Origin of the sequence: Pelomonas sp. Root1217, assembly GCF_001425705.1 — a bacterium.
Taxonomy (GTDB): domain Bacteria; phylum Pseudomonadota; class Gammaproteobacteria; order Burkholderiales; family Burkholderiaceae_C; genus Pelomonas.
Genome location: NZ_LMDC01000023.1, coordinates 341,800 through 365,040, shown reverse-complemented (window position 1 = coordinate 365,040; position 23,241 = coordinate 341,800). Strand labels below are relative to the sequence as shown.

The 23,241-nt window shown below is 68.1% G+C and carries 23 protein-coding genes; 14 read left to right on the top strand and 9 right to left on the bottom strand.

Annotation, left to right across the window (positions count from 1 at the left end; all coding sequences use genetic code 11):
- Nucleotides 1–4: 4 nt before the first annotated feature.
- From ASC95_RS15960 to ASC95_RS15950, 3 genes are read right to left on the bottom strand one after another with little or no spacing between them, the layout of a single operon-like run.
- Complete coding sequence (locus ASC95_RS15960) at nt 5–1,138, bottom strand: acyltransferase family protein (protein WP_057298700.1); 1,134 nt, start codon at nt 1,136–1,138, stop codon at nt 5–7.
- The gene (locus ASC95_RS15955; protein WP_057298699.1) at nt 1,135–2,415 is read right to left on the bottom strand and encodes an MFS transporter; all 1,281 of its coding nucleotides are present in this window, start codon (nt 2,413–2,415) and stop codon (nt 1,135–1,137) included. Before ASC95_RS15955 ends, ASC95_RS15960 begins: the two co-directional genes overlap by 4 nt.
- Nucleotides 2,412–3,293, bottom strand: a complete 882-nt coding sequence (locus ASC95_RS15950) for an N-acetylmuramic acid 6-phosphate etherase (protein ID WP_057299048.1) — start codon at nt 3,291–3,293, stop codon at nt 2,412–2,414. Before ASC95_RS15950 ends, ASC95_RS15955 begins: the two co-directional genes overlap by 4 nt.
- 301 nt (nt 3,294–3,594) lie before the next feature.
- Between ASC95_RS15950 and ASC95_RS15945 the strand changes: the two genes are divergently transcribed.
- From ASC95_RS15945 to ASC95_RS15920, 6 genes are all read left to right on the top strand, one after another.
- The gene (locus ASC95_RS15945) at nt 3,595–3,849 is read left to right on the top strand and encodes a hypothetical protein (protein ID WP_056200244.1); all 255 of its coding nucleotides are present in this window, start codon (nt 3,595–3,597) and stop codon (nt 3,847–3,849) included.
- Between the two features lie 164 nt (nt 3,850–4,013).
- On the top strand, nt 4,014–4,835 hold the full coding sequence (locus ASC95_RS15940; protein WP_057298698.1) for a DUF692 domain-containing protein: 822 nt from the start codon (nt 4,014–4,016) through the stop codon (nt 4,833–4,835).
- Nucleotides 4,832–5,611 carry a DNA-binding domain-containing protein gene (locus ASC95_RS15935; RefSeq protein WP_057298697.1) on the top strand — a complete coding sequence of 260 codons (780 nt, stop codon included), beginning with the start codon at nt 4,832–4,834 and terminating at the stop codon, nt 5,609–5,611. Before ASC95_RS15940 ends, ASC95_RS15935 begins: the two co-directional genes overlap by 4 nt.
- A 64-nt stretch (nt 5,612–5,675) precedes the next feature.
- The gene (locus ASC95_RS15930) at nt 5,676–6,206 is read left to right on the top strand and encodes a peroxiredoxin (protein WP_057298696.1); all 531 of its coding nucleotides are present in this window, start codon (nt 5,676–5,678) and stop codon (nt 6,204–6,206) included.
- Complete coding sequence (locus ASC95_RS15925) at nt 6,206–7,576, top strand: amidase (protein WP_157256382.1); 1,371 nt, start codon at nt 6,206–6,208, stop codon at nt 7,574–7,576. The genes ASC95_RS15930 and ASC95_RS15925 overlap by 1 nt, the downstream gene beginning before the upstream one ends.
- Before the next feature lie 9 nt (nt 7,577–7,585).
- Entirely contained in the window at nt 7,586–7,888 is a 303-nt protein-coding gene (locus tag ASC95_RS15920; protein WP_057298694.1) for a putative quinol monooxygenase, read from the top strand.
- A gap of 12 nt (nt 7,889–7,900) precedes the next feature.
- Here the strand turns inward: ASC95_RS15920 and ASC95_RS15915 are convergent, their stop codons facing one another.
- The 3 genes from ASC95_RS15915 to ASC95_RS15905 are packed head-to-tail and all read right to left on the bottom strand — an operon-like array spanning nt 7,901 to nt 10,379.
- Complete coding sequence (locus tag ASC95_RS15915; protein WP_057298693.1) at nt 7,901–8,386, bottom strand: hypothetical protein; 486 nt, start codon at nt 8,384–8,386, stop codon at nt 7,901–7,903.
- Between the two features lie 44 nt (nt 8,387–8,430).
- On the bottom strand, nt 8,431–9,903 hold the full coding sequence (locus ASC95_RS15910; RefSeq protein ID WP_057298692.1) for a hypothetical protein: 1,473 nt from the start codon (nt 9,901–9,903) through the stop codon (nt 8,431–8,433).
- Entirely contained in the window at nt 9,900–10,379 is a 480-nt protein-coding gene (locus tag ASC95_RS15905) for a hypothetical protein (RefSeq protein WP_057298691.1), read from the bottom strand. Before ASC95_RS15905 ends, ASC95_RS15910 begins: the two co-directional genes overlap by 4 nt.
- A gap of 54 nt (nt 10,380–10,433) precedes the next feature.
- Between ASC95_RS15905 and ASC95_RS15900 the strand changes: the two genes are divergently transcribed.
- On the top strand, nt 10,434–11,054 hold the full coding sequence (locus ASC95_RS15900) for a glutathione S-transferase (RefSeq protein ID WP_057298690.1): 621 nt from the start codon (nt 10,434–10,436) through the stop codon (nt 11,052–11,054).
- A gap of 42 nt (nt 11,055–11,096) precedes the next feature.
- On the opposite strand, the gene sppA is transcribed toward ASC95_RS15900, so the two are convergent.
- Nucleotides 11,097–12,977: a signal peptide peptidase SppA gene (sppA, locus tag ASC95_RS15895; RefSeq protein ID WP_057298689.1), complete on the bottom strand. Its 1,881-nt coding sequence runs from the start codon at nt 12,975–12,977 to the stop codon at nt 11,097–11,099.
- An 83-nt stretch (nt 12,978–13,060) separates the two neighbouring features.
- Between sppA and ASC95_RS15890 the strand changes: the two genes are divergently transcribed.
- Together ASC95_RS15890 and ASC95_RS15885 are read left to right on the top strand one after the other, a co-directional pair.
- On the top strand, nt 13,061–14,722 hold the full coding sequence (locus ASC95_RS15890) for an FMN-binding glutamate synthase family protein (protein ID WP_057298688.1): 1,662 nt from the start codon (nt 13,061–13,063) through the stop codon (nt 14,720–14,722).
- Nucleotides 14,723–14,929: 207 nt separating this feature from the next.
- A complete protein-coding gene (locus tag ASC95_RS15885; protein WP_057298687.1) occupies nt 14,930–15,577 on the top strand; it encodes a response regulator transcription factor in 648 nt (215 codons plus the stop codon).
- Here ASC95_RS15885 and ASC95_RS15880 read toward each other — a convergent pair whose 3' ends face one another.
- A complete protein-coding gene (locus ASC95_RS15880; RefSeq protein ID WP_057299047.1) occupies nt 15,578–16,201 on the bottom strand; it encodes a glutathione S-transferase family protein in 624 nt (207 codons plus the stop codon).
- A 424-nt stretch (nt 16,202–16,625) separates the two neighbouring features.
- Here ASC95_RS15880 and ASC95_RS15875 point away from each other — a divergent pair, with 424 nt between their 5' ends.
- From ASC95_RS15875 to purB, 5 genes are all read left to right on the top strand, one after another.
- Nucleotides 16,626–17,813, top strand: coding sequence for a YjgN family protein (locus ASC95_RS15875; protein WP_057298686.1), 1,188 nt, complete (start codon nt 16,626–16,628; stop codon nt 17,811–17,813).
- Nucleotides 17,813–18,838 carry a M48 family metallopeptidase gene (locus ASC95_RS15870; RefSeq protein WP_057298685.1) on the top strand — a complete coding sequence of 342 codons (1,026 nt, stop codon included), beginning with the start codon at nt 17,813–17,815 and terminating at the stop codon, nt 18,836–18,838. The genes ASC95_RS15875 and ASC95_RS15870 overlap by 1 nt, the downstream gene beginning before the upstream one ends.
- 102 nt (nt 18,839–18,940) lie before the next feature.
- Nucleotides 18,941–20,116 carry a YjgN family protein gene (locus ASC95_RS15865; RefSeq protein ID WP_162250785.1) on the top strand — a complete coding sequence of 392 codons (1,176 nt, stop codon included), beginning with the start codon at nt 18,941–18,943 and terminating at the stop codon, nt 20,114–20,116.
- A gap of 1 nt (nt 20,117) precedes the next feature.
- A complete protein-coding gene (locus tag ASC95_RS15860) occupies nt 20,118–21,161 on the top strand; it encodes a M48 family metallopeptidase (protein WP_057298683.1) in 1,044 nt (347 codons plus the stop codon).
- A 33-nt stretch (nt 21,162–21,194) separates the two neighbouring features.
- The gene (gene purB, locus ASC95_RS15855; RefSeq protein WP_057298682.1) at nt 21,195–22,571 is read left to right on the top strand and encodes an adenylosuccinate lyase; all 1,377 of its coding nucleotides are present in this window, start codon (nt 21,195–21,197) and stop codon (nt 22,569–22,571) included.
- A gap of 116 nt (nt 22,572–22,687) precedes the next feature.
- On the opposite strand, the gene ASC95_RS15850 is transcribed toward purB, so the two are convergent.
- Nucleotides 22,688–23,197: a GNAT family N-acetyltransferase gene (locus ASC95_RS15850; RefSeq protein ID WP_157256341.1), complete on the bottom strand. Its 510-nt coding sequence runs from the start codon at nt 23,195–23,197 to the stop codon at nt 22,688–22,690.
- Between the last annotated feature and the right edge of the window lie 44 nt (nt 23,198–23,241).

Here is a 23,241-nt window from a genome sequence, read left to right as displayed (position 1 = left end):
GGCATCAGACTTTCACGAACCAGTGTTGGCGGTACATCACCCAGGCCACTGCGTACATGACGAGCACGAAGGCGATCGCATGCAGCAGTGAGGCGTTCCTGTGCGCGAGACCGAGGTCGAGGAGGGGCTGGTAGAGCGCTCGGCCCAGGCTGCGGCCATCGCCGAGCTTGACCGTGTAGAGCAGTTTGGCAACCAGCCCCGACAGCGCAAACAGGAAGAGGGCGTTCATGCCGAAGACGACCAGCGGGTGGAACACGCGCGCCCAGCGCTGGCGGGCCAGCGGTTGTGGCATGGCATCCAGCAGCCAGTAGAAGACGGCGAAGACGAGCAAGGCCCAGCCGGCCATGGCGAAGACGAAGGACGGCGTCCACAGCGACTTGTTGATGGGCATCAGCAGCGAGTCGAGCACCTGGCCCAGCCATAGCGACGCCAGGCCATAGAGCACCCAGGTCATGGCCTTGTCGGCAGGCTGCCTCTTGGAGGCCAGCACATAGCCGGCCAGCACACCCAGCAGTTGCGTCGACACGGCAGGCAGCGTCGACAGCAGGCCTTCGGGGTCCCAGACCTTGGCCTGCTTCCACAGATGCCCGTCCAGCAGCAGGCGGTCCAGCCAGGCGCCCGCATCCTTGCCCGGCTCCAGCAGGCCGACGTGGACGATGCCGTCTGCGTCGGGCACCGGCAAGCAGAGCTGTATTGCCGAGTAGAGGACCATCAACAGCACGGCCCACAGCGCCACGCCGCGTGCGCTGCACCAGATGACGATGGGCGCCGCGGCCAGCGTGCACAGGCCCAGGCGCTGCAGCACGCCGGGGATGCGCAGGGTCTCGAAATTGAAGCTGGGAATCAGGTTGAGCAGCAGGCCGATGCCGATGATGACCAGCGCCCGGCGTGACGTGCTCAGCAGCAGCGCCGTCTTGTTGGCGCCGGCCTGCGAGCGGCGCCCGAGGCTGAGCGTCATCGCCATGCCGCTGATGAAGATGAAGAAGGGGAAGACCCAGTCCGTGAAGGTCCAGCCGTTCCAGTGCGCGTGCAGCAGCGGCGCGTAGACGTTGCCCCAGTCGCCGGGGTTGTTGACCAGCAGCATGGACGCGATGGCGAAGCCGCGGAAGGCGTCGAGGCTGAGGATCCGGTCCTTCACGCGTCGACCTTCTTGCCGAAATCGTCCGGCACCTTGATCAGCGCCGCCATGATGAAGCTCGGTAGCGTGGCCACCAGCACCCAGGCGAAGAAGGGCACATAGCCGATGTGGTCCTGCAGCCAGCCGCTCCACATGCCGGGAATCATCATGCCCAGCGCCATGAAGCCCGTGCAGATGGCGTAGTGTGCGGTCTTCTTCTCACCCTCGGCCACGTGGATCATGTACATCAGATAGGCGGTGAAGCCCAGGCCGTAGCCGAACTGCTCGACGGCCAGCGCGGCGCTGATGACCGCGAGGCTGGTCGGGTGCGTCATCGCGAGCAGCAGGAAGGCGACGTTGGGCACGTGCATGGCCAGCACCAGCGGCCACAGCGCCTTCTTGAGGCCGATGCGCGAGATGATCCAGCCGCCCACCAGCCCGCCGACGGTCAGCGCGATCAGGCCGACGGTGCCGTATGCGAACCCGACCTCCTGGTTGCTGAGCCCCAGGCCACCCTTGTCGACGGGGTCGAGCAGGAATGGCGAAGCCAGCTTGAGCAGCTGTGCTTCCGGGAAGCGGTATAGGAGCAGGAAGGCCAGCGTGACGACGATGCCCGGCTTGGCGAAATAGCTGGAAAAGTCTTCCCGGAACTCGGCCATGAAACCATGGGCTGCCGACCGGCCGGGGCCTTGCCGGTCCGCATCGGGTCGCGGCAGGACCTTCAGATGCCACAGGGCCAGCAACAGGAAGACGACACCGACCACGCAGAAGATGGCCGACCAGGCCGTGATGAAGCTGCCGGTGCGCTTCTCTATGAAGCCGCTGAGGTAGACCAGGCCCCCCTGGCAGCCGATGTTGGCCAGGCGATAGGCGGTGGAGCGCACGCCCACGAAGGCCGCTTGGCTGTGCTGGGGCAGGGCCAGCATGTAATAGCCATCGGCGGCGATGTCGTGCGAAGCCGAAGCGAAGGCAATCAGCCAGAAGATCGCGAGCGACCACTGCAGCACCTGAGCCACCGGAATCGTCAGGGCCACGCTCGCGAGCGCCGCGCCGATCAGGAACTGCAGCACCGTGACCCACTGGCGCTTGCGACCGAACAGCTCGACCAGGGGCGACCACAGCGGCTTGATCACCCAGGGCAGGTAGATCCAGCTCGTGAAAAAGGCGGCCTCGGTGTTGGAGATGCCGAGGTTCTTGTAGATGGTGGTGGACAGCACCACAACCATCACATACGGGATGCCCTGCGCGAAGTAGAGCGTGGGGACCCACGCCCAAGGCGAACGTTGTGCTGTGCTCACGTGGCCAGAGCCCGGCCGACGTTGCCGTCGACCTTCTCCAGCAGGGCCCGCGCCTCGGGAGCCCCGAGACCGCGCTTGAGCATTACAAGCGCCGTCTTCACATGGTGGTCGCATTGCGCCAGCGCAGCCTGCGCATCGGCCTCGCTCGCGCCCGAGGCGCGCACGGTCAGCGCCACCGCCCGCTTGACGAGCTTCACGTTGGAGGCCTTCAGATCCACCATCAGGTTGCCGTAGACCTTGTTGAGCCTGACCATCAGCGCCGACGAGAAGGTGTTCAGCGCGATCTTCTGCGAGGTGCCGGCCTTGAGCCGCGTGCTGCCGGAGATGACCTCGGCGCCGGTGTCCAGCACGATGCCGATCTCCGCCTGCTGGGTGACAGGCGCGCCGGGATTGTTGGCGAACCCGATGGTCAATGCGCCGGCCGCGCGGGCGGCTTCAATGGCGCCCAGCACATAGGGCGTGCCGCCGGACGCGGCCAGCAGCAGGGCCACGTCATTGGGGCCGGGTTTGAGCGCGTTCAGGTCGGCGGCACCCTGGGCGCGGTCATCCTCGGCGCCTTCGACGGCGACAAACATCGCACCTTGGCCGCCAGCGATGACGGCCACGGCCCGTTCCCGCGGCCAGGAAAAGGTGGGGTAGAGCTCCACGCTGTCCAGCACGCCCAGGCGGCCTGAGGTGCCGGCACCGGCATACAGCAGGCGGCCGCCGGCGCGGATACGCGGCAGGGCCGCGTCCACAGCGGCGGCGAGCTGCGGCGCGGCGGCCTTGACGGCGGCGACGGCGGCGGTCTGGTCGTCGATGAATGCATCCAGCAGGGCCGGCGTGGCGTAGGTGTCCAGGTCGGGATGCCGGGTGCTCGGTGTTTCGGTGTTCAGCATGAAAGAGGTTGGCAGCAAGCTGCCGGACTCTAGCGGCTGGCACCGGACCATGACGAATGCCACGCGCCATTGCGGTCATAACGGCAGGTAATCCAGGCCGCGCAGGGCCGCCCAAGGGGCCTTGCGTCCCCCGGGTGGGCTGGGCAAAGCCCCGCTCTGGGGGCAAACTGGGTTTCTTGCGTGTCGGCTGTAAGGAGTAGGGCAGGGCCCCCGACGGACGCTGGCAAGTCGATGCGAGTCAATTCGGATCGACCTGTGGTGATTACCCGATCTCAACCACTTCCTTTTCTGGAGACTCCACATGAATGCATCCCTGAAGACCGGCCTGGGCATCGCCGCCGCTGCTGCTGCCCTGTTCGCCACCGCCGTGCCGACGACCGCCATGGCCGCCGACGGCATGGTCAAGTGCTCCGGCGTGAACGGCTGCAAGGGCACCTCCGAGTGCAAGACCGCCAAGAGCGACTGCAAGGGCCACAACGGCTGCAAGGGCCAGGGCTGGGTCAGCAAGAAGTCGGCTGACGAATGCACCAAGGCCGGCGGCAAGGTTGAAAAGTAATCGGCTGATCTAGCCGCACGCACACCGCGTCGGGCTCGCCTCGGCGCGGTGTTTCAATCCCAATGCAACCACAGAGGCACTGAGGCACTGAGGCACTGAGCTTGCGGCATGGCCCGCTTTTCTCCGTGTCTCTGTGCCTCTGTGGTTGCATTTGTCGATGCCCCATGACCCACATCCAAGGCTTTGGCCTCGGCTTGCGCGTCGAGCATTACGCGGCCTTCGAGGCGGGCGTGGATGCTGGCCTGCGCCCCGACTGGCTGGAGATCATTTCCGAGAACTACATGGTGCCCGGCGGGCCGCCGATGGCGCATCTGGAGCGCATCCGGGCGGACTACCCGCTGGTCATGCATGGCGTGTCGCTGTCTGTCGCCGGGCCCGCACCGTTGGACCTGGGCTATCTGCGCGAATTGAAGGCACTGGCCGACCGGCTTGAGCCCGGCTGGGTGTCCGACCACCTCTGCTGGAGCGCCGATGCCCACAGCCAGCTGCACGACCTGCTGCCCGTGCCGCTCACGCGCGCGGCGCTGGACCACGTGGGCGGACGCATCGCCCGGGTGCAGGACATCCTCGGCCGGCCGCTGGTGCTCGAGAACGTGTCCAGCTATGTGCGCTTCGCGGCCGACGAGATGACGGAGTGGGACTTCATCGCTCAGCTGCTCAAGGCCACCGGCGCCCGGCTGCTGCTGGACGTCAACAACGTCTATGTCTCCGGCCGCAACCACGGCTTCGACCCCGTCGCCTACCTCGACGCCATCCCCGTCGAGCCCGTGCGTCAGATCCACCTCGCCGGCCATGAGGACCGCGGCGACATCGTCATCGACACGCACGACCATCCGGTGCGCGACGAGGTCTGGGCGCTGTACCAGCATGCCGTGAAGCGCTTCGGCGCCGTGCCGACGATGATCGAGCGCGACGACCACATCCCGCCGCTGGAAAGCCTGCTGGCCGAACTGGCCGTGGCCCGCCGTCTGGCGATCACCTCATGAGCGTGATCCAGCAACAGCAGCGGCTGGCCGCTGCGATCCGCGACGGTGCCGACGCGGCCGACCTGCTCGCTGGCGACCACGCGACGGGCCTGGAGGTCTATCGCCATGCCTATCGCGCCCGCCTCGTGGCGGCGCTGACCGACAACTACACCGTGCTCGCCCGGGCATTGGGCGATGAGGCTTTCGAAGCCCTGGGCCAGGCCTATCTCGCCGCGCGGCCCAGCCAGCACCCGTCCATCCGCTGGTTCGGCCATGAGCTGGCCGACTTCATGGCCGCGGCCGACGACGAGCTCGTGCCGCATGCCAGCTTGGTCGATTTCGCGCGCATGGACTGGGCTCTGCGTGGCGCCTTCGATGCCGCCGAGGCTCCCCCGCTGGAGTCGGGCATGCTGGCCGCGCTGAGCCCCGACGACTGGGCCGGCTTGGTGCTTCAGTTGCAGCCCAGCGTGCAGCGCGTGGTGCTGGCCTACGCCATCGAGCCCGCCTGGCGCGTGCTGCGCGAGTGGGAGCCGGAGTCCGGCGACGACCAACCCGAGCTGCCTGAGCCGGTGGCGCATGAACACACGCTGCTGGCCTGGCGCCAGGCTGGCGAGACCCGCTGGCGCTCACTGGAGCCGTTGGAGACTGCTTTGCTCGCTGCGGTCGCTGCGGATGCCCCATTCGCGTTGCTGTGTGAACGCGCAGCCGTGCAGCTTGGCGACGCCGAAGCTGCTGCGCCGGCCGTCATCGGCGCGCTGCAGCGTTGGCTGGTCGATGGCCTTCTGAGGGGCGGCTGACCCACGAAGCTGCTGGGCCATTGCGGCTTGGCTATCCTGCGGGCCTCATCCACCGAGGCTTGCCATGTCACGACGCCTGTTCACCGCCCTGTTCGCGGCCCTGCTCATTCCCACCGCCCAGGCCGCCCTCAGCGTCGGCGCCCCGGCACCCGACTTCAGCGCGGACGCCGCCGTCGGCGGCCAGTCCTTCAAGTTCAAGCTGGCCGAGGCCCTCAAGCAAGGCCCGGTGGTGCTGTACTTCTATCCCAAGGCCTTCACCAGCGGCTGCACCGTCGAAGCCCACCAGTTCGCGGAGGCGACCGACAAGTTCAAGGCGCTGCGCACGACGGTCATCGGCATGTCCAACGATGACATCGAGACGCTGAAGAAGTTCAGCGTCGAGGCCTGCCGCAACAAGTTTGCCGTCGCCGCCGACGCCGGTGGCAAGGTCATCAAGGACTACGACGTCACGCTGAAGATGGTGCCGGGCACCATGGCCGACCGCGTCTCCTATCTGATCGGCACCGACGGCAAGGTCGCCGCCGTGCATGCCAGCATGAATCCCGACGGCCACATCGACGCTATGCTGAAGGCTGCTCAGCAGTTGAAGAAGTGATTGCCGCCCTCGGCGCGGCCGAGCTGCTGGCGGCCTACCGTTCCGGCGGTCTGTCGCCCGTAGAGGTCATCCGGGCCGTGCTGGCCCAAGCGCAGGCGCGCGAAGCCGAACTGCATGCGCTGTGCGCCGTCGATGCCGAGGCAGCTCTCGCAGCTGCCGTCGAAAGCGAGGCGCGCTGGCGCGCGGGCACACCGCTGGCGCTCGACGGCATCCCGGTCACGCTGAAGGAAAACATCGCCGTCCCCGGCGCGAGCTACCGCCTGGGCACCGCCGCGACGGCCGATGGCGCGACGGCCGACTTCGAGGCTCCGCCCGCCGCGCGGCTGCGCGAGGCCGGCGCCATCGCCTGGGCGCGCACCACCATGCCCGACTACGGCATGCTGAGCTCGGGCCTGTCCAGCCTCTACGCCGAGCCGGCGCGCAACCCCTGGGACGTTGCGATGACACCGGGCGGCTCCAGCGCAGGTGGCGCATCTGCCGCTGCCGCGGGCTATGGGCCTTTGCACCTGGGCACCGACATCGGCGGCTCCATTCGCCTGCCGGCAGGCTGGTGCGGCCTGGTCGGCCTCAAGCCCAGCCATGGCCGCGTGCCCATCAAGCCGGGGTATGCGGGCCGCGTGGCCGGGCCGCTGACGCGCACCGTGGCCGATGCGGCGCTGATGCTCGGGACGCTGGCCCAGCCGGATGCGCGTGACCCGACGCAACTGCCGCCGGTCGACTTCATGGTTCGCCCCCTTGACCTGCAAGGCCTGCGCATCGGACTGCTGATGGACGCCGGTTGGGGCGAAGCCGCGCAACCCGAAGTTGCGGCTGCCATCACTGCCGCCGCACGCGCCTTCGAGCAGGCCGGCGCCCTCGTCGACCCGCTCGCCCCCTTCACGACGCGCGAGATGGCCGAAGGCATCGACCGCTTCTGGCGCATGCGCTCCTGGCTGGACATCTCGGCCCTCGCCCCAGAGCGCCGCGCCAAGGTACTGCCCTACATCCTCGACTGGGTCGCACCCGCGGCCAGCTATGACGGCGGTACGGTCTTCCGGGGCTACAGCCAGATGCAGGCGCTGCGCGAAGCGGCCAACGCGGCCTGCGAACCGTTTGACTTCGTGCTGTCGCCCGTGGCGCCCATGCCGGCCTATCCGGCCCATCTCGCCAGCCCGCTGCACGACCCGGCCCGGCCCTTCGAGCACATTGCCTTCACGCTGCCCTACAACATGAGCGAGCAGCCGGCGCTGTCCATCAATGCAGGCTACACGTCGACCGGCTTGCCGATCGGGTTGCAGATCGTCGGCCAGCGCTTCGACGACGCCGGTGTGCTGGCGCTGGGTGCCGTCTGGGAACAGCTGCGGCCCGAGCAACGCCCCTGGCCTTTCTGAAAGACGCCCATGATCCTCGTCCTCGGCCATGTCACAGTCCGCCCTGAGCATTTCGACGAAGTGCTCAAGCTCAGCCGGCAGCATGTCGAGCGCTCGCGTGCCGAGCCCGGCTGCATCGCGCACGCCGTGCACCGCGACACCGAGAACCCGCTGCGCCTGGTCTTCGTCGAGAAATGGAGCGACATGGCCGCGCTGCAAGTCCACTTTCGCGTGCCGGCTTCGCGCGAGTTCGGCAAAGCGCTGGCGACGCTGGCGTCCGAGCCTGCGGGGCTGGAGATCCATGAGGCCGCAGAGGTCAAGCTGGCGGGCTGAAAAGGCGGGCGTTCACGCTTGCCCGATGCTCTGAGGAAGCGGTTGCTCCGGCAGGTTGGCCTTGCGCAGCACGCGGTTGACTTCGTCCCAGGCGGCGGTGGCGTCCGTGCAGACCTGGCAGGGGCGGCTCTGCCGGTAGACGGCCACCATGTCGAGCACCATGAGGGCGTCTTCATCGCCAGGTGCGACGAGCAGGATGGTGGCCAGGGGCACGGTCTGGCGCTGCACGAAGCCGCCCACCGTCTCCTTGAATTCGCGCAAGCCCTCGTCGTCCATGCCCAGCGGCTGGCGAAATTCCATCAGGCTGACATAGCGCCTGTCTGCCGGAATGCGCTCCGCCGCGATATTGGTGCCGCGCTTGGCTGCTGCCATCAGCGCGGCGTCGAACGGCCCCTGGGCAATGTAGTGCATGACCCGACCCAGGAAGCCGACCGTGACGCGACCGAATCCGTGAGCGTCAGGCTGCTCGTACAGGGGCGTGGCGTCTGGGGAGTTCATGACCGTCGGGGCCGGGCGACTGTACCGAGCCTTGGCGACAGAGCTTACCGCCGCTTGACGAATCCCAGCAGCGCCGCCATCGGCAGCACCGAGCGCGGCCGGTAGGGCAGGCGCCACAGGCCGCCGTGGTTGGCGGTGTGCACCAGCAGCTTGAGCGGGTGGGCGAAGTCGCGCGGCGCCGTGCGCAGCTGGTGCACCCACATCGCGGCCATCAGCGCGTTCGTCGTCGCCGGCGCAAAGACCTCGACGCCAAAAGCCTTGGCGCCGCGAAAGCCCGCCGCCAGCAGCGCATTGGAGACGACCGAGGCCGTCGTGGTGCTGGGCGCCACATTGAAGGCGATGCGGTGCCCATCGGCGCGGGCCACCAGGGCCCGCCACTGCTGCAGCCGCTTGGCCAGCGCGTAGTTGGGGCCTTGTTCGACAACCAGGGCGTCGACCAGTCCCCACTGGCCAAAATCGCCCGCGTCGATCAGCCTCTCGATGTGCGGCGCGAAGCCGCGCCCCCGGCTGGAGAGCCGGGCGCCGAACTGGGCCAGCTTCTTGACGAGGCCGCGCTCGGCATAACGGCGCATGACGTCGCGCGCCAGCTCCTGCGGCACGGCGAAGACATCGGTCGGCGTGGCCATGTAGGCGAGCTGGGTGCGGGCGTCGGCGGCGCACAGCGTTGCGCTGACGGCGTCCATGGCGAGAGACACGCGCACATGGCGTTCGCCGTCCAGATAGGCGAGGTTGGCGATGGACAGCGGCTGGTTCAGCGACGCCAGCCAGGCAGCGATCTCCGGTGTATCGGCCAGCAGGTCGGCGCCGGCACGAGCGACGTCCAGCGGCTGGCCCGACGCGACGGGCGCGGTCAGCTTTGCATTGCCGGCGGCGACAGTGGCGGCGATGCGCTTCCAGGTCGCGGCGCGGGTGAGGTCGATGCCGACGAGGTTGGCGCGCCATCTCGCCAGCCACGCCAGCGGCCCGGCCTCGCTGCCGGCGCCGAGCAATACGAGGTGCTGGTCGGACAGGTCGAACCATTCGGGATGAGCCAGGCAGTCGCGCAGCGCGCCCGCGTGGGCGGCCTCGCAGATGCCGGCCTTCTCCCAGCGATCGATCTGGCGGGCCAGAGCGTCGCCATGCAGTTCGCGGCCCTGGTGAGGCACGGTCCAGCGGGCCGGAGCCGCATCGCCGCTGCCCTGCAGTTGCAGGGTTTGCAGGCGGCGTTGGGGCGTGCTCATCGCCTCGGCCAGCGCGTGGGGCTGGCTGGCGCGCATGAAGGGCAGTTCGCGCCAGGCCGCGGCGAGCCCGGCGCGTGCCGAGGCGACGACGCCCAAGGGCCGGGCCGCTTGAGCTTGCACCAAGGCGCGCCAATGGGCCGGGTAGGCGTGGCGCCAGTCACGTTCGGCGGCGATGGCGTCGGCCGCGGTTGCGTCCAGCCCGCGCAAGGCGGCCGCGATGATGCGCTGGCCCGGCGCACCGGTGGCGCGCTTGCCTTTGGCGTCGAGGGGCCACTGCAGGCCGGGCGCGTCCGTCATCGGCGCACTGGCGGCTCTTGCGTGGGCAGGCCGGCTGCAGCCAGGTCGGCGTTGACCAAGGCCCAGGCAGTCTCGAAGTTATCGGCACGGCGCACCGGGCGGCTGGCGCGCCAGATGTCCATCAGTGCCGGCAGACGCTCGATGCCAGGGAGGCCAGGGCGCACCAGGAAGACGGTGGACAGGGAGACGATGCCGCGCGAGCCGAAGGCATCGATGCTGGCGCGCAGCTCCTGCAGCGCATCGGCGTCCATCTGCAGGCTGCCGCGGATCTCGAGCAGGTCGCCGAAGCGGCGGTCCGCGGGCAGGCGCTTGCCGGCCAGCGCGACGGCCCGCTTGACGGCCGCCATCAGCGGCGCGTCGAAAGGCCCCTCGGCGATCGACACCATGACGCGGCCATGCACGCCGACGCTGACGCGGCCGAAGCTGGGCTTGACGACCGGATGCCGGGAAGGAGGAAGGGCGGGGCCGGAGCTCATGATGTGAGACGATTTTGCACGTTTGAGAGCACGCTCGATGAAGGAGTCATGGCAATGTTGACCTTGTACGGCACCAAGGGTTCGGGTTCAGCGGCCATCGAGGCGGCACTGGCGCGCGCCGGCCTGGCTTACACGGGCGTGGATGCAGCCTCGTGGAACCCCGGGCCCGGGCGCGATGAGCTGCTGCGCGTGAATCCGCTGGGGCAGATCCCGACACTGGTGCTGGCCGACGGCACGGTGTTGACGGAAAGCGCCGCCATCCTCATCCACCTGGGGCTGACGGCACCGCCGGGACTGCTGTTGCCCGCCGACGCCAGTGCGCGGGCGCGGGCGGTGCGAGGCCTGGTCTACGTGGCGGCGAATTGCTACGCAGCCATCAGCGTCATCGACTACCCGGAGCGCTGGTGCGAGCCCTGCGACGACGCGATGAAGGCGCAGATCCGTGCTGGCACGCGGGCCCGCTTGCACGAGCACTGGCGGCTGTTCGCTGACCAGTTCGAGATCGGCTTCGAGGCCGGCGTGCCCGGCGCGCTGGAGCTGCTGGCCACGGTGGTGTCCAAGTGGTCGGGCTCGCGGCCGATGCTGCAGGCGGAACGGCCGAGCTTTTTCGCGCAGCTGCTGCGCGTGGAGCAGCATCCCGAAGTGGCTGCAGTCTTCCAGCGCCACTGGCCTTGAAGCCGGGACTGGCAGAAGCCGCCCGGTCAATCGGTTCGCTGGTCAGGGCGCGCCGCACAGGCAGTGCACCGCGGCGGCTTTTTCCCATTGGCCGCGGGCGGCGAACCGCGACAGGTCCTTCAGCATCGCCAACTCCTCGCGCACCGGCACAGGCAGGGCGTCCAGCCCCAATGCGTTGCCGATGGCCGCAGCGATGGACGGCGCCAGCGTGTCGGTCAGCGAGGCCAGCAGGCGTTCGCTGCGGCTGAGGTCGCGCTCGACATAGGCCAGGCGCGGCTTGTCGCCCGCCTTCACGTCGAGCTTGGCCAGTTGGACGGCCGCCTGCACGGCATCGTCGAAGCTGCCCAGGCGGTCGACGAGGCCGCGCTCCTTGGCCTGCGACCCCGTCCAGATGCGGCCCTGCGCGACAGCATCGATTTTTTCCGGCGTGCTCTTGCGTGCCTGGGCGGCGAGGCTGGTGAAGCGGCCGTAGATGTTGTCGATGCTGGCCTGCACGGTGGCCTGCAGGCGCGGGTCCAGCGGGCGGCGCGGGTCGTAGCCGCCCGCCAGCCAGGTCGTCGTCACGCCGCCCGTGTGCAGGGACAGCTTGTCCATCAGGCCCTCGGCCGTGGGCAGCATGCCGAACACGCCGATGCTGCCGGTGATGGTGCCGGCGTCGGCGATGACGGCATCGCTGGCCATGGAGATCCAGTAGCCGCCCGAGGCCGCCACGTCGCCCATCGACACGACGACGGGCTTGCCGGCCTTGCGCGTCAGCTCCAGCTCGCGGCGCACGATCTCTGAGGCGAAGGCGCTGCCGCCCGGCGAGTTCACGCGCAGCACGACGGCCTTGATGGCCTCGTCCTCGCGGGCCTTGCGGATCAGGCGGGCCGTGGAGTCGCCGCCGATGCGGCCCGGGCCGGCATCGCCGTCGACGATCTCGCCCTCGGCCACGACGATGCCGATGCCAGGCTGCAGCTTGTTGGGCGTGCCGGCGTCCTTCACATAGGCCAGGTACTGGTTCAGCGCGATCTGGCGGAAGCTCTTGCTCTCCTCATCCTTGGCGCCCTTGGCGATGAGCAGCTCGCGCATCTCGTCGCGCGTCTTCAGGCCGTCGACCAGCTTGGCCTGCAGGGCCAGCTTGGCCGGGTCGCCGTTGGCGGCGGCGAGCACCTGTGGCAGCTCGGCGATGCCCTTGGCGATGCTGCCGGCTTCCAGCTTGCGTGCCGCCTCGATGCTGGCGGTGAAGCCGTTCCACAGCTCGCCATAGACCAGGCCCTCGGCCTCAACGGTGGCGGGGCTGGGGCCGTTGGCCGTGTAGGGCTCGGCAAAGCTCTTGTAGGTGCCGACCTTGATGACGTGCGGCGTCACGCCGATGCGGTCCAGCGCATCCTTGTAGTAGGTGCGGTAGCGGCCGAAGCCTTCGATGCCGACCATGCCCATGGGGTGCAGATAGACCTCGCCGGCCTGGGCAGCGAGGAAGTAGCCGCGCTGGCTGTAGCTGTCGGCATAGGCCAGCACCGGCTTGCCGCTTTGCTTGAAGCGCTGCAGTGCGCCGACGACCTCGTGCAAGCCGGCCAGGCCTGCGCCTTGCAGCTCCTCGACGTCCAGCAGCAGGGCGCTGATCTTGTCGTCCTTGGCGGCTTGGTCGAGCGCCGCGAGCACGTCGCGCAGCCGTGTCTGGTGCGGCACGCTCTGGCCGCGGGCCTGGGCGGCCAGCTGCTCGCGGGGGCTGCCGGAGAACTGCTCAACGAGGCTGCCGTCGAGCTTGAGCACCAGCGTCGTCTTGTCGGCCAGCGGCTTGGGGCCGCGCGTCGCCACGGCGGTGACGAAGATGACGAGGAGCAGCAGCACGAAGAGATTCATCAGCGCGCGGCGCGTGCCATCGAGCAGCCACCAGGCCTTGGAGAACAGCCAGCCCAGCGTGGAGAAAAAGGACTTCATCGACAGCTACCTTGAGGGTTGATGCGGGCAATTGTGAGGGCCGCGGGCTATAGCATCCGTCGGTCACGGTTTAAGGACCCCTCATGCTTGCCTGGCCCAGCTGGACACGACGCATCAACGAGTATTTCCCGCTGCGCTATCTGACCTGGATGCTGTGCGGCCTGCTGGCGCTGTTCTTCGCCATCGGCTGGATGGGCGGCCTCGTCGACGGCGTGCTGGTCGTCGTCTTCCTGGGCCTGACGTTGCTCGGCCTGCGCGACGCCCGCCAGACGCGTCATTCCATTCTGCGCAACTATCCCGTCATCGGCCATCTGCGCTTCCTGCTGGAATTCATCCGCCCGGAGATCCGCCAGTACTTCCTGGAGGGCGACAACGACGCTGCGCCGTTCTCGCGAGCCCAGCGTTCCATCGTCTACCAGCGCGCCAAGGGCGAGGCCGACCAGCGACCTTTCGGCACCCAGCTCGACGTCAGCGCGCGCGGCTATGAATGGATCAACCATTCCCTGGCCCCGACCCATCTCACCAGCCACGACTTCCGCATCACCATCGGCGCGGGCCGGGCCCAGCCCTATTCGGCCAGCGTCTTCAACATCTCGGCGATGAGCTTTGGCGCGCTCAGCGCCAACGCCATCCTGGCGCTGAACAAGGGCGCCAAGCTGGGCGGCTTCGCCCACGACACGGGTGAAGGCTCGATCAGTGCCCACCACCGCGTGCATGGCGGCGACCTGATCTGGGAGATTGGCTCGGGTTATTTCGGCTGCCGCAATGACGATGGCAGCTTCAGCCCCGAGCGCTTCGAGGCCGCTGCCCGCGACCCGCAGGTCAAGATGATCGAGCTCAAGCTCAGCCAGGGCGCCAAGCCCGGCCATGGCGGCGTGCTGCCTGGCCCCAAGGTGACGGCCGAGATCGCCGCCGCCCGCGGGGTGCCCGAGGGCGTGGCCTGCATCTCGCCAGCCCGGCACAGCGCCTTCTCGACACCCATCGAGATGATGCAGTTCATCGACAGGCTGCGCACGCTGTCGGGCGGCAAGCCCACCGGCTTCAAGCTGTGCATCGGCCACCCGTGGGAGTGGTTCGCCGTGTGCAAGGCGATGCTGGAGACCGGCATCACGCCCGACTTCATCGTCGTCGATGGCGCCGAAGGCGGCACGGGCGCCGCGCCGCTGGAGTTCACCAATCATGTCGGCGCGCCGGTTCAGGAGGGCCTGCTGCTCGTGCACAACTCGCTGGTCGGATTGAACCTGCGCGACAAGATCAAGATCGGCTGCGCCGGCAAGGTCACGACCGCCTTCGACCTGGTGCGCCTGATGGCCCTGGGCGCCGACTGGTGCAACGCCGGGCGCGGCTTCATGTTCGCCCTGGGCTGCATCCAGGCCCAGGCCTGCCACACCGGGCACTGTCCGACGGGCGTGACCACGCAGGACCCGGTGCGCCAGCGCGCCATCGTCGTGCCCGACAAGGCCCAGCGCGTCGCCAACTTCCACCAGGGCACGCTGAAGGCGCTGAAGGAACTCGTCGAGGCCGCCGGCCTGTGCCATCCGCAGGAAATCACGGCCCAGCACATCGTGCACCGCCTGGACAAGCACGAGGTCAGGTTGCTGGCCAACCTGCTGCCTTTCGTGGAACCGGGTTCGCTGCTGCGCGGCGACATGCGGCACAACACCTTCAGGATCTACTGGCCGCTGGCCAGCGCCCACAGTTTTGCGCCCCAGGGCGCCATTGAACGCACCGCAGCTGCTGCTTGAATTTCGGGCCGAGCGACGGGCCGCTCCCTAGCCGGCCCGCGTTGGCGATGTGCTTGCCGGTCAATCCGGCAAGCATCGCCGTCCCCTCGGGGGACCGGCCAAGGTACTCCTTGGACGAGGGGCGCGCAGTCACGGGGGAGGATGACTACAAATTAGGGGGGCGACGACCAAAACGCGCACAATGCGCAGCGGTTACATCCGCGCAACATGCCTACCGTCTATCTCCTCCGTCTCAGCGAGCCCACGCTGCACCGCACGCGCTCGCTGCTGCTGCAGGCCGACGGCGTGGAGCTGGCCGGCAGCAGCACCGTGCTGGCCGATGCGCTGGACGAACTCGCCGCGCTGGCGCCCGACATCGTCGCCAGCGACCTGCGCCTGGTCGACAGCCATGCGATGCGTGTCGCCCATGAACTTGGCCGCCTGCCGGTGCGGCCCCAGCTATTGCTGCTGACGCCGACGGCGGATGACCTGCAACTGTTCGCCGCGCTGAGTGCCGGCGCCAATGCTTATCACGTGGACGACGGCAGCGGTGCCGGTCTCGTCGAGGCGTTGACGCGCCTGCACGGCCGCCGCTCCATGTTCAACCCTCAACTGGCCCGCCAGGCGCTGGCGGCCTTCGGCATCGAGCGCAGCCCCATGGTCACGGCCCGCCAGGCCGCCGCGCCGCTGGATGCCAGCCCCGCCGGCCGCCAGATCGATCAGGCCAGCCGCCATTTGCTCACACTGCTGGCGCAGGGATTGCTGCTGGCCGAGATCGCGACGCTGTGGAAGCTGGACGTCGCGGAGATCGAGCGCCGCATCTGGCGCGTGGTGCGCCTGCTGCATGTGCGTTCGAGGGAACTGCTGATCGCCTGATCAAGCTGGGATCGTGTCAGCGAAGCTCTGCCGCTGCGAGAGCTTGTCCATATGACGCGCCAGGTTCGGATGCGACTCGCGCCAGTTGATCTCGGGGAAGCGGAACTCCAGCCAGCCCAGGGCACAGCCGACGGAGATGTCGGCCAGCGAGAAATGGTTGCCTGAGCACCAGGGCTTCTCGCCCAGCCCCTGACTCATTGCGGCCAGCGCGGCGGTGACCTTGGTCAGGTGGCGGTTGATCCAGGCCTGGCTGCGCTGTTCGGCGGGGCGATGGGCCCAGGTGCGCTCCAGGCGCACGAGGATGGCCGCGTCAACGATGCCATCGGCCAGGGCTTCCCAGGTGCGCACTTCGCAGCGCTCGCGGCCGCGCTCCGGGATCAGCTTGCCCACCGGTGACAGCGTGTCCACGTACTCGACGATGACGCGCGAATCGAAGACGGCGCCGGTGATCGAATCCTGGCCCTCCATGACGAGGCAGGGCACCTTGCCCAGCGGGTTCATCTTCAGGATGGCGTCGCTGCCCCAGACGTCTTCGAGCACCAACTGGTAATCGAGCTTCTTCTCGGCCATCACGATGCGAACCTTGCGCACGTAAGGGCTGGCGAGAGAACCGATCAACTTCATCGTCATAGGGCAGGCAAGGGGGTCACAAGTCGAAATGATTCTAGCGAGCGCTTCTTGGCGAACTGCCCGTGAAAAAGGCCTGTCGGCTGCGGCCGACAGCCACCGCAAGCAGGGGTTGCCAGCAGGGAGGGCGCCCTGCACAGTGCTGCCGCTCAGACACCGACGCCGTCCCAGGAAGCCGGGACAAAGGAAGTCGGAGGGAGGATGAATGCTTGTTTCGGACGCGACGGCGACGACTCGGCCCGGGCCTTTTCGGCTTCGTCTCAAGCCACCCGACCGACAAAGAGTGCATCGCCTTCTTCAGGCAGCCGTGAAAAATCCCATGACGGGGCCTGGCAAACCAGAGTTGCCGGGCAGGCTGACCGCCGCCAAAGTCTCGGCCGGCACGCCGCGCTGAACAGCGGCCCGCTAACAGGGAGATTCCATGCAAGAACTCGACGTCGCGGCCGATGCGGCCCCCGTCGCCACGCCGCCCGCCGCGCCGCGGGTGCTCGACATCCGCTTCACCGGCTCGGGCAGCGAGTATTTCCGCATCTGGTCGGTCAACCTGCTGCTCATCCTCGTCACGCTGGGCCTGTACCTGCCCTTCGCCAAGGCCAGGCGCATCCGCTACTTCTATGCCAACACCCTTGTCGACGGGCAGGCGCTGAGTTTCCATGGCGACCCGTGGAAGATGTTCCGCGGCTTCGTGCTGCTGGTCGTGTTGATGGGTGTCTACAGCGGTGCGGGTCGGCTGTCGCAACTGGCGGCCTTCATCGCCTTCCTTATCCTGTGCGCCGTCTGGCCGGCCCTGTGGCGGGCCTCGATGCAGTTTCGCCTGGGCAACACCAGCTGGCGTGGCCTGCGCCTGCGCTTCGAGGGGTCGCTGCAAGGGGCCTACCTGGCCTGCGCACCCAGCTATCTGCCGGCCATCGTCATGGTCGCCGGCACCGCACTGATGGCCTCCGAAGGCCCAGGCGCCGTCCGCGGGATGACGCCCGCGCTGTGGCTGAACGTCGTCGGCCTGCTGGCCATGATGGTCCTGATGCCTTGGTCGTTGACCCTGTTCAAGCGCTACCAGCACAACGGCTACCGCATCGCCGGACAGCATGCCCGGCTCAAGCTGTCGGTGGCCAAGGTCTATCTGCTCGGGCTCAAGACCATTGGCGTCTCGTTGCTGCCCATGATCGGTGCCGGCGTGCTGATCGCGCTGTTCGTCGCGCTGGGCAGCACCATGCAGCAGAGCATGGGTCGTGTCGTCAGCATGGCCGCGCTGGGCTTTGGCGTGCTGCTCGCCTACCTGCTGTATTTCGCGGTCGTCATGCCTTACAGCGCCGCACGCATGCAGAACCTGGCCTGGAGCGGCACGCGCAGCGAAGCCTTGCGCTTTCGCAGCACGCTGAGCTTCTCGTCCCTGTTCGGCCTGACGCTGAAGAACTGGCTGCTGACCGGCCTGACCCTGGGCCTGTACCGGCCCTTCGCGGCGATCGCCACGGCGCGGCTGCGCCTGCAGGCCGTCAGCATCGGCTGCGACGAAGACCCGGCCGACTGGGTGGCCGCGGCCCATGCCGGCCACGCCGACGCGACGGGCGACATCGCCGGCGACTTCTTCGGCATCGACATGGGCCTGTGATGGATGCTTCGCCCCGCCTCGCCGCGGACTGGTTTGATGGGCGCAGCGCCCGCGCGCGGCCCATTGAGGTCTGGATGGACGGTGCGACGCTGCACTTCGGTGAGCAAAGCGCGCCGCTGTCGGGCCTGACCTGGCCCGAACGCCAGCGCCATGGTCAGCGCCAGATCCTGCTGCCCGGCGGCGGGCTGCTGAGCTTTGCCGATGCCACGGCCTTTGATGCCTGGGCGAGCGCGTCCGGTCGCAGTGACAGTGCCATCGTGCAGTGGCAGCAGAGCTGGCTGCTGGCGCTGCTGGCGCTGGTGTTGCTGGCGGCGGGCTTGGCAGCGGGTTGGCGCTGGGGACTGCCGTGGGCGGTCGACACCGCCGTCGACGCGCTGCCCCAGTCCGCTGAGCGGACTCTGGGCGAGCATTTGTTGAACGGTCTGGACGGCGATTGGCTCAAGCCGAGCGCCCTCAGCACGGCCCAGCAACAGGTCTGGCAAGACCGTTGGACCAAGGCCATCGCGCGAGCCCGCGCTGACGGTGGGCCGGCGGTGCCGGAGCGCTTCGAGATCCATTTCCGCAACGGTGGCAAGGCGCTGGGACCGAATGCGTTTGCGCTGCCCGGCGGCGACATCGTCATCACCGACGAGTTGCTGGAACTGCTGGCCGACGAGCCCGACGCCGTGATGACCGTGCTGGCGCACGAACTGGGTCACGTGCGTCACCGTCACGGCCTGCGGCTGATGCTGCGGGCGGGTGCGGTCGGCGTCGTCGCCTCGGTCATCGTGGGTGACTTCTCCACGCTGCTTGCCGCGGCACCAGCCTTGCTGGCGAGCAACGCCTACTCGCGCGACAACGAGCGCGAGGCGGACCTCTACGGCCGCACACTGGCCCGGGCCGGCGGCGTGGACACCTCGCGCATGGCCGTGTTTTTCGAGCGTCTGGCCAAGAAGCATGCAACGGTGGACAACAACCCGTTGGCCATCGCGATCTCGTCCCACCCCGCAGACGAGGAGCGCGTGGCCTTCTTCAGTCAGCGGTGAACAATCACGTCGCGAGCCGAGCTTGCGACGCGTGCCGGCCATGCCACAGTCATGGGGCAGCCCGCCGCAGCAGACGGCGGCGCCTTCACCCAGGGAGTTTCCATGCACGCCGCCGCAGCCGTCCCGACGACGGCCGATCTGCCCCCGCCCAACACCGAGCCCGCGCCGCGTGTGCTCGAGATCCGCTTCACCGGCTCCGGCAGCGAGTACTTCCGCATCTGGGCCGTCAACCTGCTGCTGATCCTGCTGAGCTGCGGGCTCTACCTGCCGTTCGCCAAGATCAGGCGCATCCGCTACCTCTACGCCAACACGCTGATCGACGGCGAGGCGCTCGCCTTCCATGGTGACGTCTGGAAGATGTTCCGCGGCTTTGTGCTGATGGCCGTGCTGATGCTCGTCTACACGTTTGCCGGAGAGTTCTCGCCCATGGCGGCGCTGCTGGCCTTCGTGCTGGCGGGTGCCGCCTGGCCGGCGCTGTGGCGGGCATCGATGCAGTTCCGCCTCGGCAACACCAGCTGGCGTGGCTTGCGGATGGGCTTTGAGGGGTCGCTGGGCGCAGCCTATCTCGCCTACCTGCCGGTGTTCGTGCCTGCCGCGCTGGCGCTGGCCTGGAGCCTGAAGAGTGAGGGCTCAGGCGGTGGCGTCCTGGCCTGGCTCGGGCAGGCGTTGCAGTTGGCCGCCCTGCTGGCGGCGCCCTGGTCCACGGCGCTGATCAAGCGCTACCAGCACAGCGGCTACCGCATAGCCGGCGAGCACAGTGGCATCCGGCTGCACACGCGCTCGGTCTACTTCATCGGCTTCAAGTCCGTCCTGCTGGCGGTACTGATGCTGGTGGTTGTCTCGATATGCGCTTTCGCCCTGGGCAGCCTGCTGGGGCTGGCCACCACCGGCAAGATCGACGCCAAGGGTAGCAGCACCTACGCCGGGTTTGCCTGGGCGGGGATGGTCTACCTGTTCGTCGGCAGCGTCGTGCCGCCCTACTACGCCTCGCGCATCCAGAACCTCGTCTGGGGCAATACCCACAGCGCGTCCCTGCGCTTTCGCAGCGAACTCTCCGGCCTGAGGGGGCTGACGCTGAAGAACTGGCTGCTGATCGTCGCCACGCTGGGCCTGTACCGGCCCTTCGCCGTCATCGCCACCATGCGGCTGCGGTTGGAGTCGGTGAGCATCGAGAGCAGCACGGACCCGGCCACATGGGTGGCGCCTGCCGGGACTGAGCGCACCGACGCCAGCGGCGAGGTGGCGCGAGATTTCTTCGGCATGGACGTGGGGCTCTGACATGAGCGCATCGACTTTCATCACCGGCCGTTGGTTCGACGGCCAATGCGGCATGGCCCGGCCCGTCGAGGTGAGCCTCCACAACGGCGCGCTGCGCTTCGGCGACCGCGCCACCCCGCTGGATCAGGTGCAATGGCCCGAGCGGATGCGCCATGGCCAAAGGCAGATCCTGCTGCGCGGCGCGGGTGTGATCAGCTTCCCCGATGCCGCCGCCTTCGACGCCTGGGCCGACAGCGTCGGCCAACTGCCGGGCCTCGTCGCGCGCTGGCAACTCAGCTGGCATCTGGCGCTGATGTCTCTGGCCTTGCTCACGGTGCTGCTCGCTGCTGGTTGGCGCTGGGGCCTGCCCTGGGCCAGCGACCGCCTCGTCGAGCGCGTGCCCCTCAGCGCCGAGCAGCCAATCGGCGAGCAGGCCATGGCGCTGATCGACAGGCAGATGGTGCGACCCACCCAGCTCAGCGAGGCAGAGCAGCAGGCCTGGCGCCAGCGCTTCGAGCGCATGCTGACCACGGCGCGCGCCGCCGGCATGCGCGACCTGCCTGAGCACTGGCAGCTGCATTTCCGGCGCACCACCCCTGCGCTCGGACCCAATGCCTTTGCGCTGCCCGGCGAGCAAATGTGCGTGACCGACGAACTCCTCGAAATGCTGAAGGGCGAGCCCGACGCGGTGCTGACCATCCTCGCCCACGAGGCCGGCCATGTCAGGCACCGCCACGGCCTGCGCATGGGCTTGCGCGCGGGCGTCACGGCCGCCGTCACGGCGTTGTGGCTGGGCGACTATTCCAGCCTGCTCAATGGTCTGCCCATCGCGTTGCTCACCAAAGGCTACTCACGCGACTACGAGCGCGAAGCTGACGCCTTTGCCCGCGAACTGGCCAGCCGGGGCGGTGTCGACCCGGCGCGCATCGCTGTCTTCTTCGAACGCATCCGCGAAAAGTATGGCGGTGCCGAGAGCCCTTTGGCCATTGCGTTCAGCTCCCATCCTGCCGACAGTGAGCGCATCGCCTTCTTCAAGGCCGAAGGCCCCGCAGCCCCCAAAAACTAGAATCGCGGGTTTTCCACGATCCGCCGGCCCGCCATGACAACCACCGACTTCAACCCGATCAGCGCCCTGTCGCCGCTGGACGGCCGCTACGCCGCCAAGGTGGCCGCCCTGCGCCCGCTGCTGTCCGAGTACGGGCTGATGCACCGCCGCGTGCAGGTCGAGGTGGAGTGGTTCATCGCGCTGTCGGACGCCGGCTTCAAGGAGTTCAAGCCACTGTCCAGTGCCGCCCGCTCGCGCCTGCGCCGGCTCGTCAAGAAGTTCAGCGAGGCTGATGCCGAGGAGATCAAGGCCATCGAGCGCACCACCAATCACGACGTCAAGGCCGTCGAGTACTGGATCAAGCGCAGCTTCGAAGGCCAGCCGGAGCTGCTCGCGGCATCCGAGTTCGTGCACTTCGCCTGCACCAGCGAGGACATCAACAACACCAGCCATGCGCTGATGTTGAAGGCAGCGCGCGACGAAGTCATGCTGCCGGCGCTGGACGGCATCATCGAGAAGCTGCGTGGCATGGCCCACCAGTTCGCGGCCGTGCCCATGCTGTCCCGCACGCACGGCCAGACGGCCAGCCCGACGACGGTGGGCAAGGAGATCGCCAACGTCGTGGCCCGCCTCGTCACGGCGCGTGCCCGCATCGTCGCCGTCAAGCCGCTAGCCAAGATGAATGGTGCCGTCGGCAACTTCAACGCCCACCTGTCGGCCTGGCCCAAGCACGACTGGGAAGCTCTCTCCAAGGGTGTCATCGAGAAGCAGCTCAAGCTCACGTTCAACCCCTACACCATCCAGATCGAGCCGCACGACTACATGGCCGAGCTGTTCGACGCCTTCACGCGCGCCAACACCATCCTGATCGACTGGTCGCGCGACGTCTGGGGTTACATCAGCCTGGGTTATTTCAAGCAGCGCACCAAGGCCGGCGAGATCGGTAGCTCGACGATGCCGCACAAGGTCAACCCGATCGACTTCGAGAACGCGGAAGGCAACTTCGGCCTGGCCAGCGCGGTGCTGACGCACCTGAGTCAGAAGCTGCCGGTGAGCCGCTGGCAGCGCGACCTGACCGACTCCACCGTGCTGCGCAACATGGGCGTCGGCCTGGGCTATGCGCTGCTGGGCTACGACTCGCTGGCCAAGGGCCTGGGCAAGCTGGAAGTGAACGAAGCCGCACTCGCGGACGACCTCGACGCCGCCTGGGAAGTGCTGGCCGAGCCCATCCAGACCGTCATGCGCCGCTTCGGCCTGCCCAACCCCTACGAGCAGCTCAAGGAGCTGACCCGCGGCAAGGCCATCACGCAGGAATCCATCCGGGCCTTCATCGAAGGGCTGGACCTGCCCAAGGCCGAGAAGGCCCGGCTGCTGAAGATGACGCCGGGCAGCTACACCGGCCTGGCGGCGGACCTGGCGAAGCGAATCTAATGGCTTTGCGGGACAGACCGAGCGAGCGCAAGCGAGTAGCTCTGTCCCCAACTGATTAGGGAAGCTTTGCGGGACAGACCGAGCGAGCGCAAGCGAGTAGCTCTGTCCCCAACTGACTAGAGAGCCAAGCGGAACACCCGCGAGGGCTCGTTGTAGCCCTCGAGCTGTTCCTGGCCCTGCTCGACAAAACCCAGCTTGGCCAGCAATGCCACGCTGGGCGCGTTGTCGACGGCCGTGATGGCCATCAGCACCGGCCAGCCCATCGCCGTCCTGGCGTGTGCCACGCAGGCCCGCGCCGCCTCCAGCGCGTAGCCATTGCCTTCGTGCTCGGCCAGCAGCGCATAACCGAGGTCGGGCTCGGGCAGGGCGGGGCGCTTGAACAGGCCGCACATGCCGACGAGCACGCCGTCGGCGCGCCGCTCAAGCGCCCAGAAGCCGTGGCCGAGCTCCCGGTAGGCCTTGAACAGCCGCCCTTCGGCCCAGGCCAGGGCGTCGTCGACGGTGCGCACGCCGGGGTTGTTGATGTTGCGGATCCAGCCCGGTTCGTTGACCAGGCGGAGCAGGAAGGGCGCGTCTAGCGGTGTGAATTCACGCAGCGACAGGCGTTCGGTATCCAGGATATGCATGAGGCAAGACAATAACCGGTCATGCTCCAATTCCTGCCCGCCCA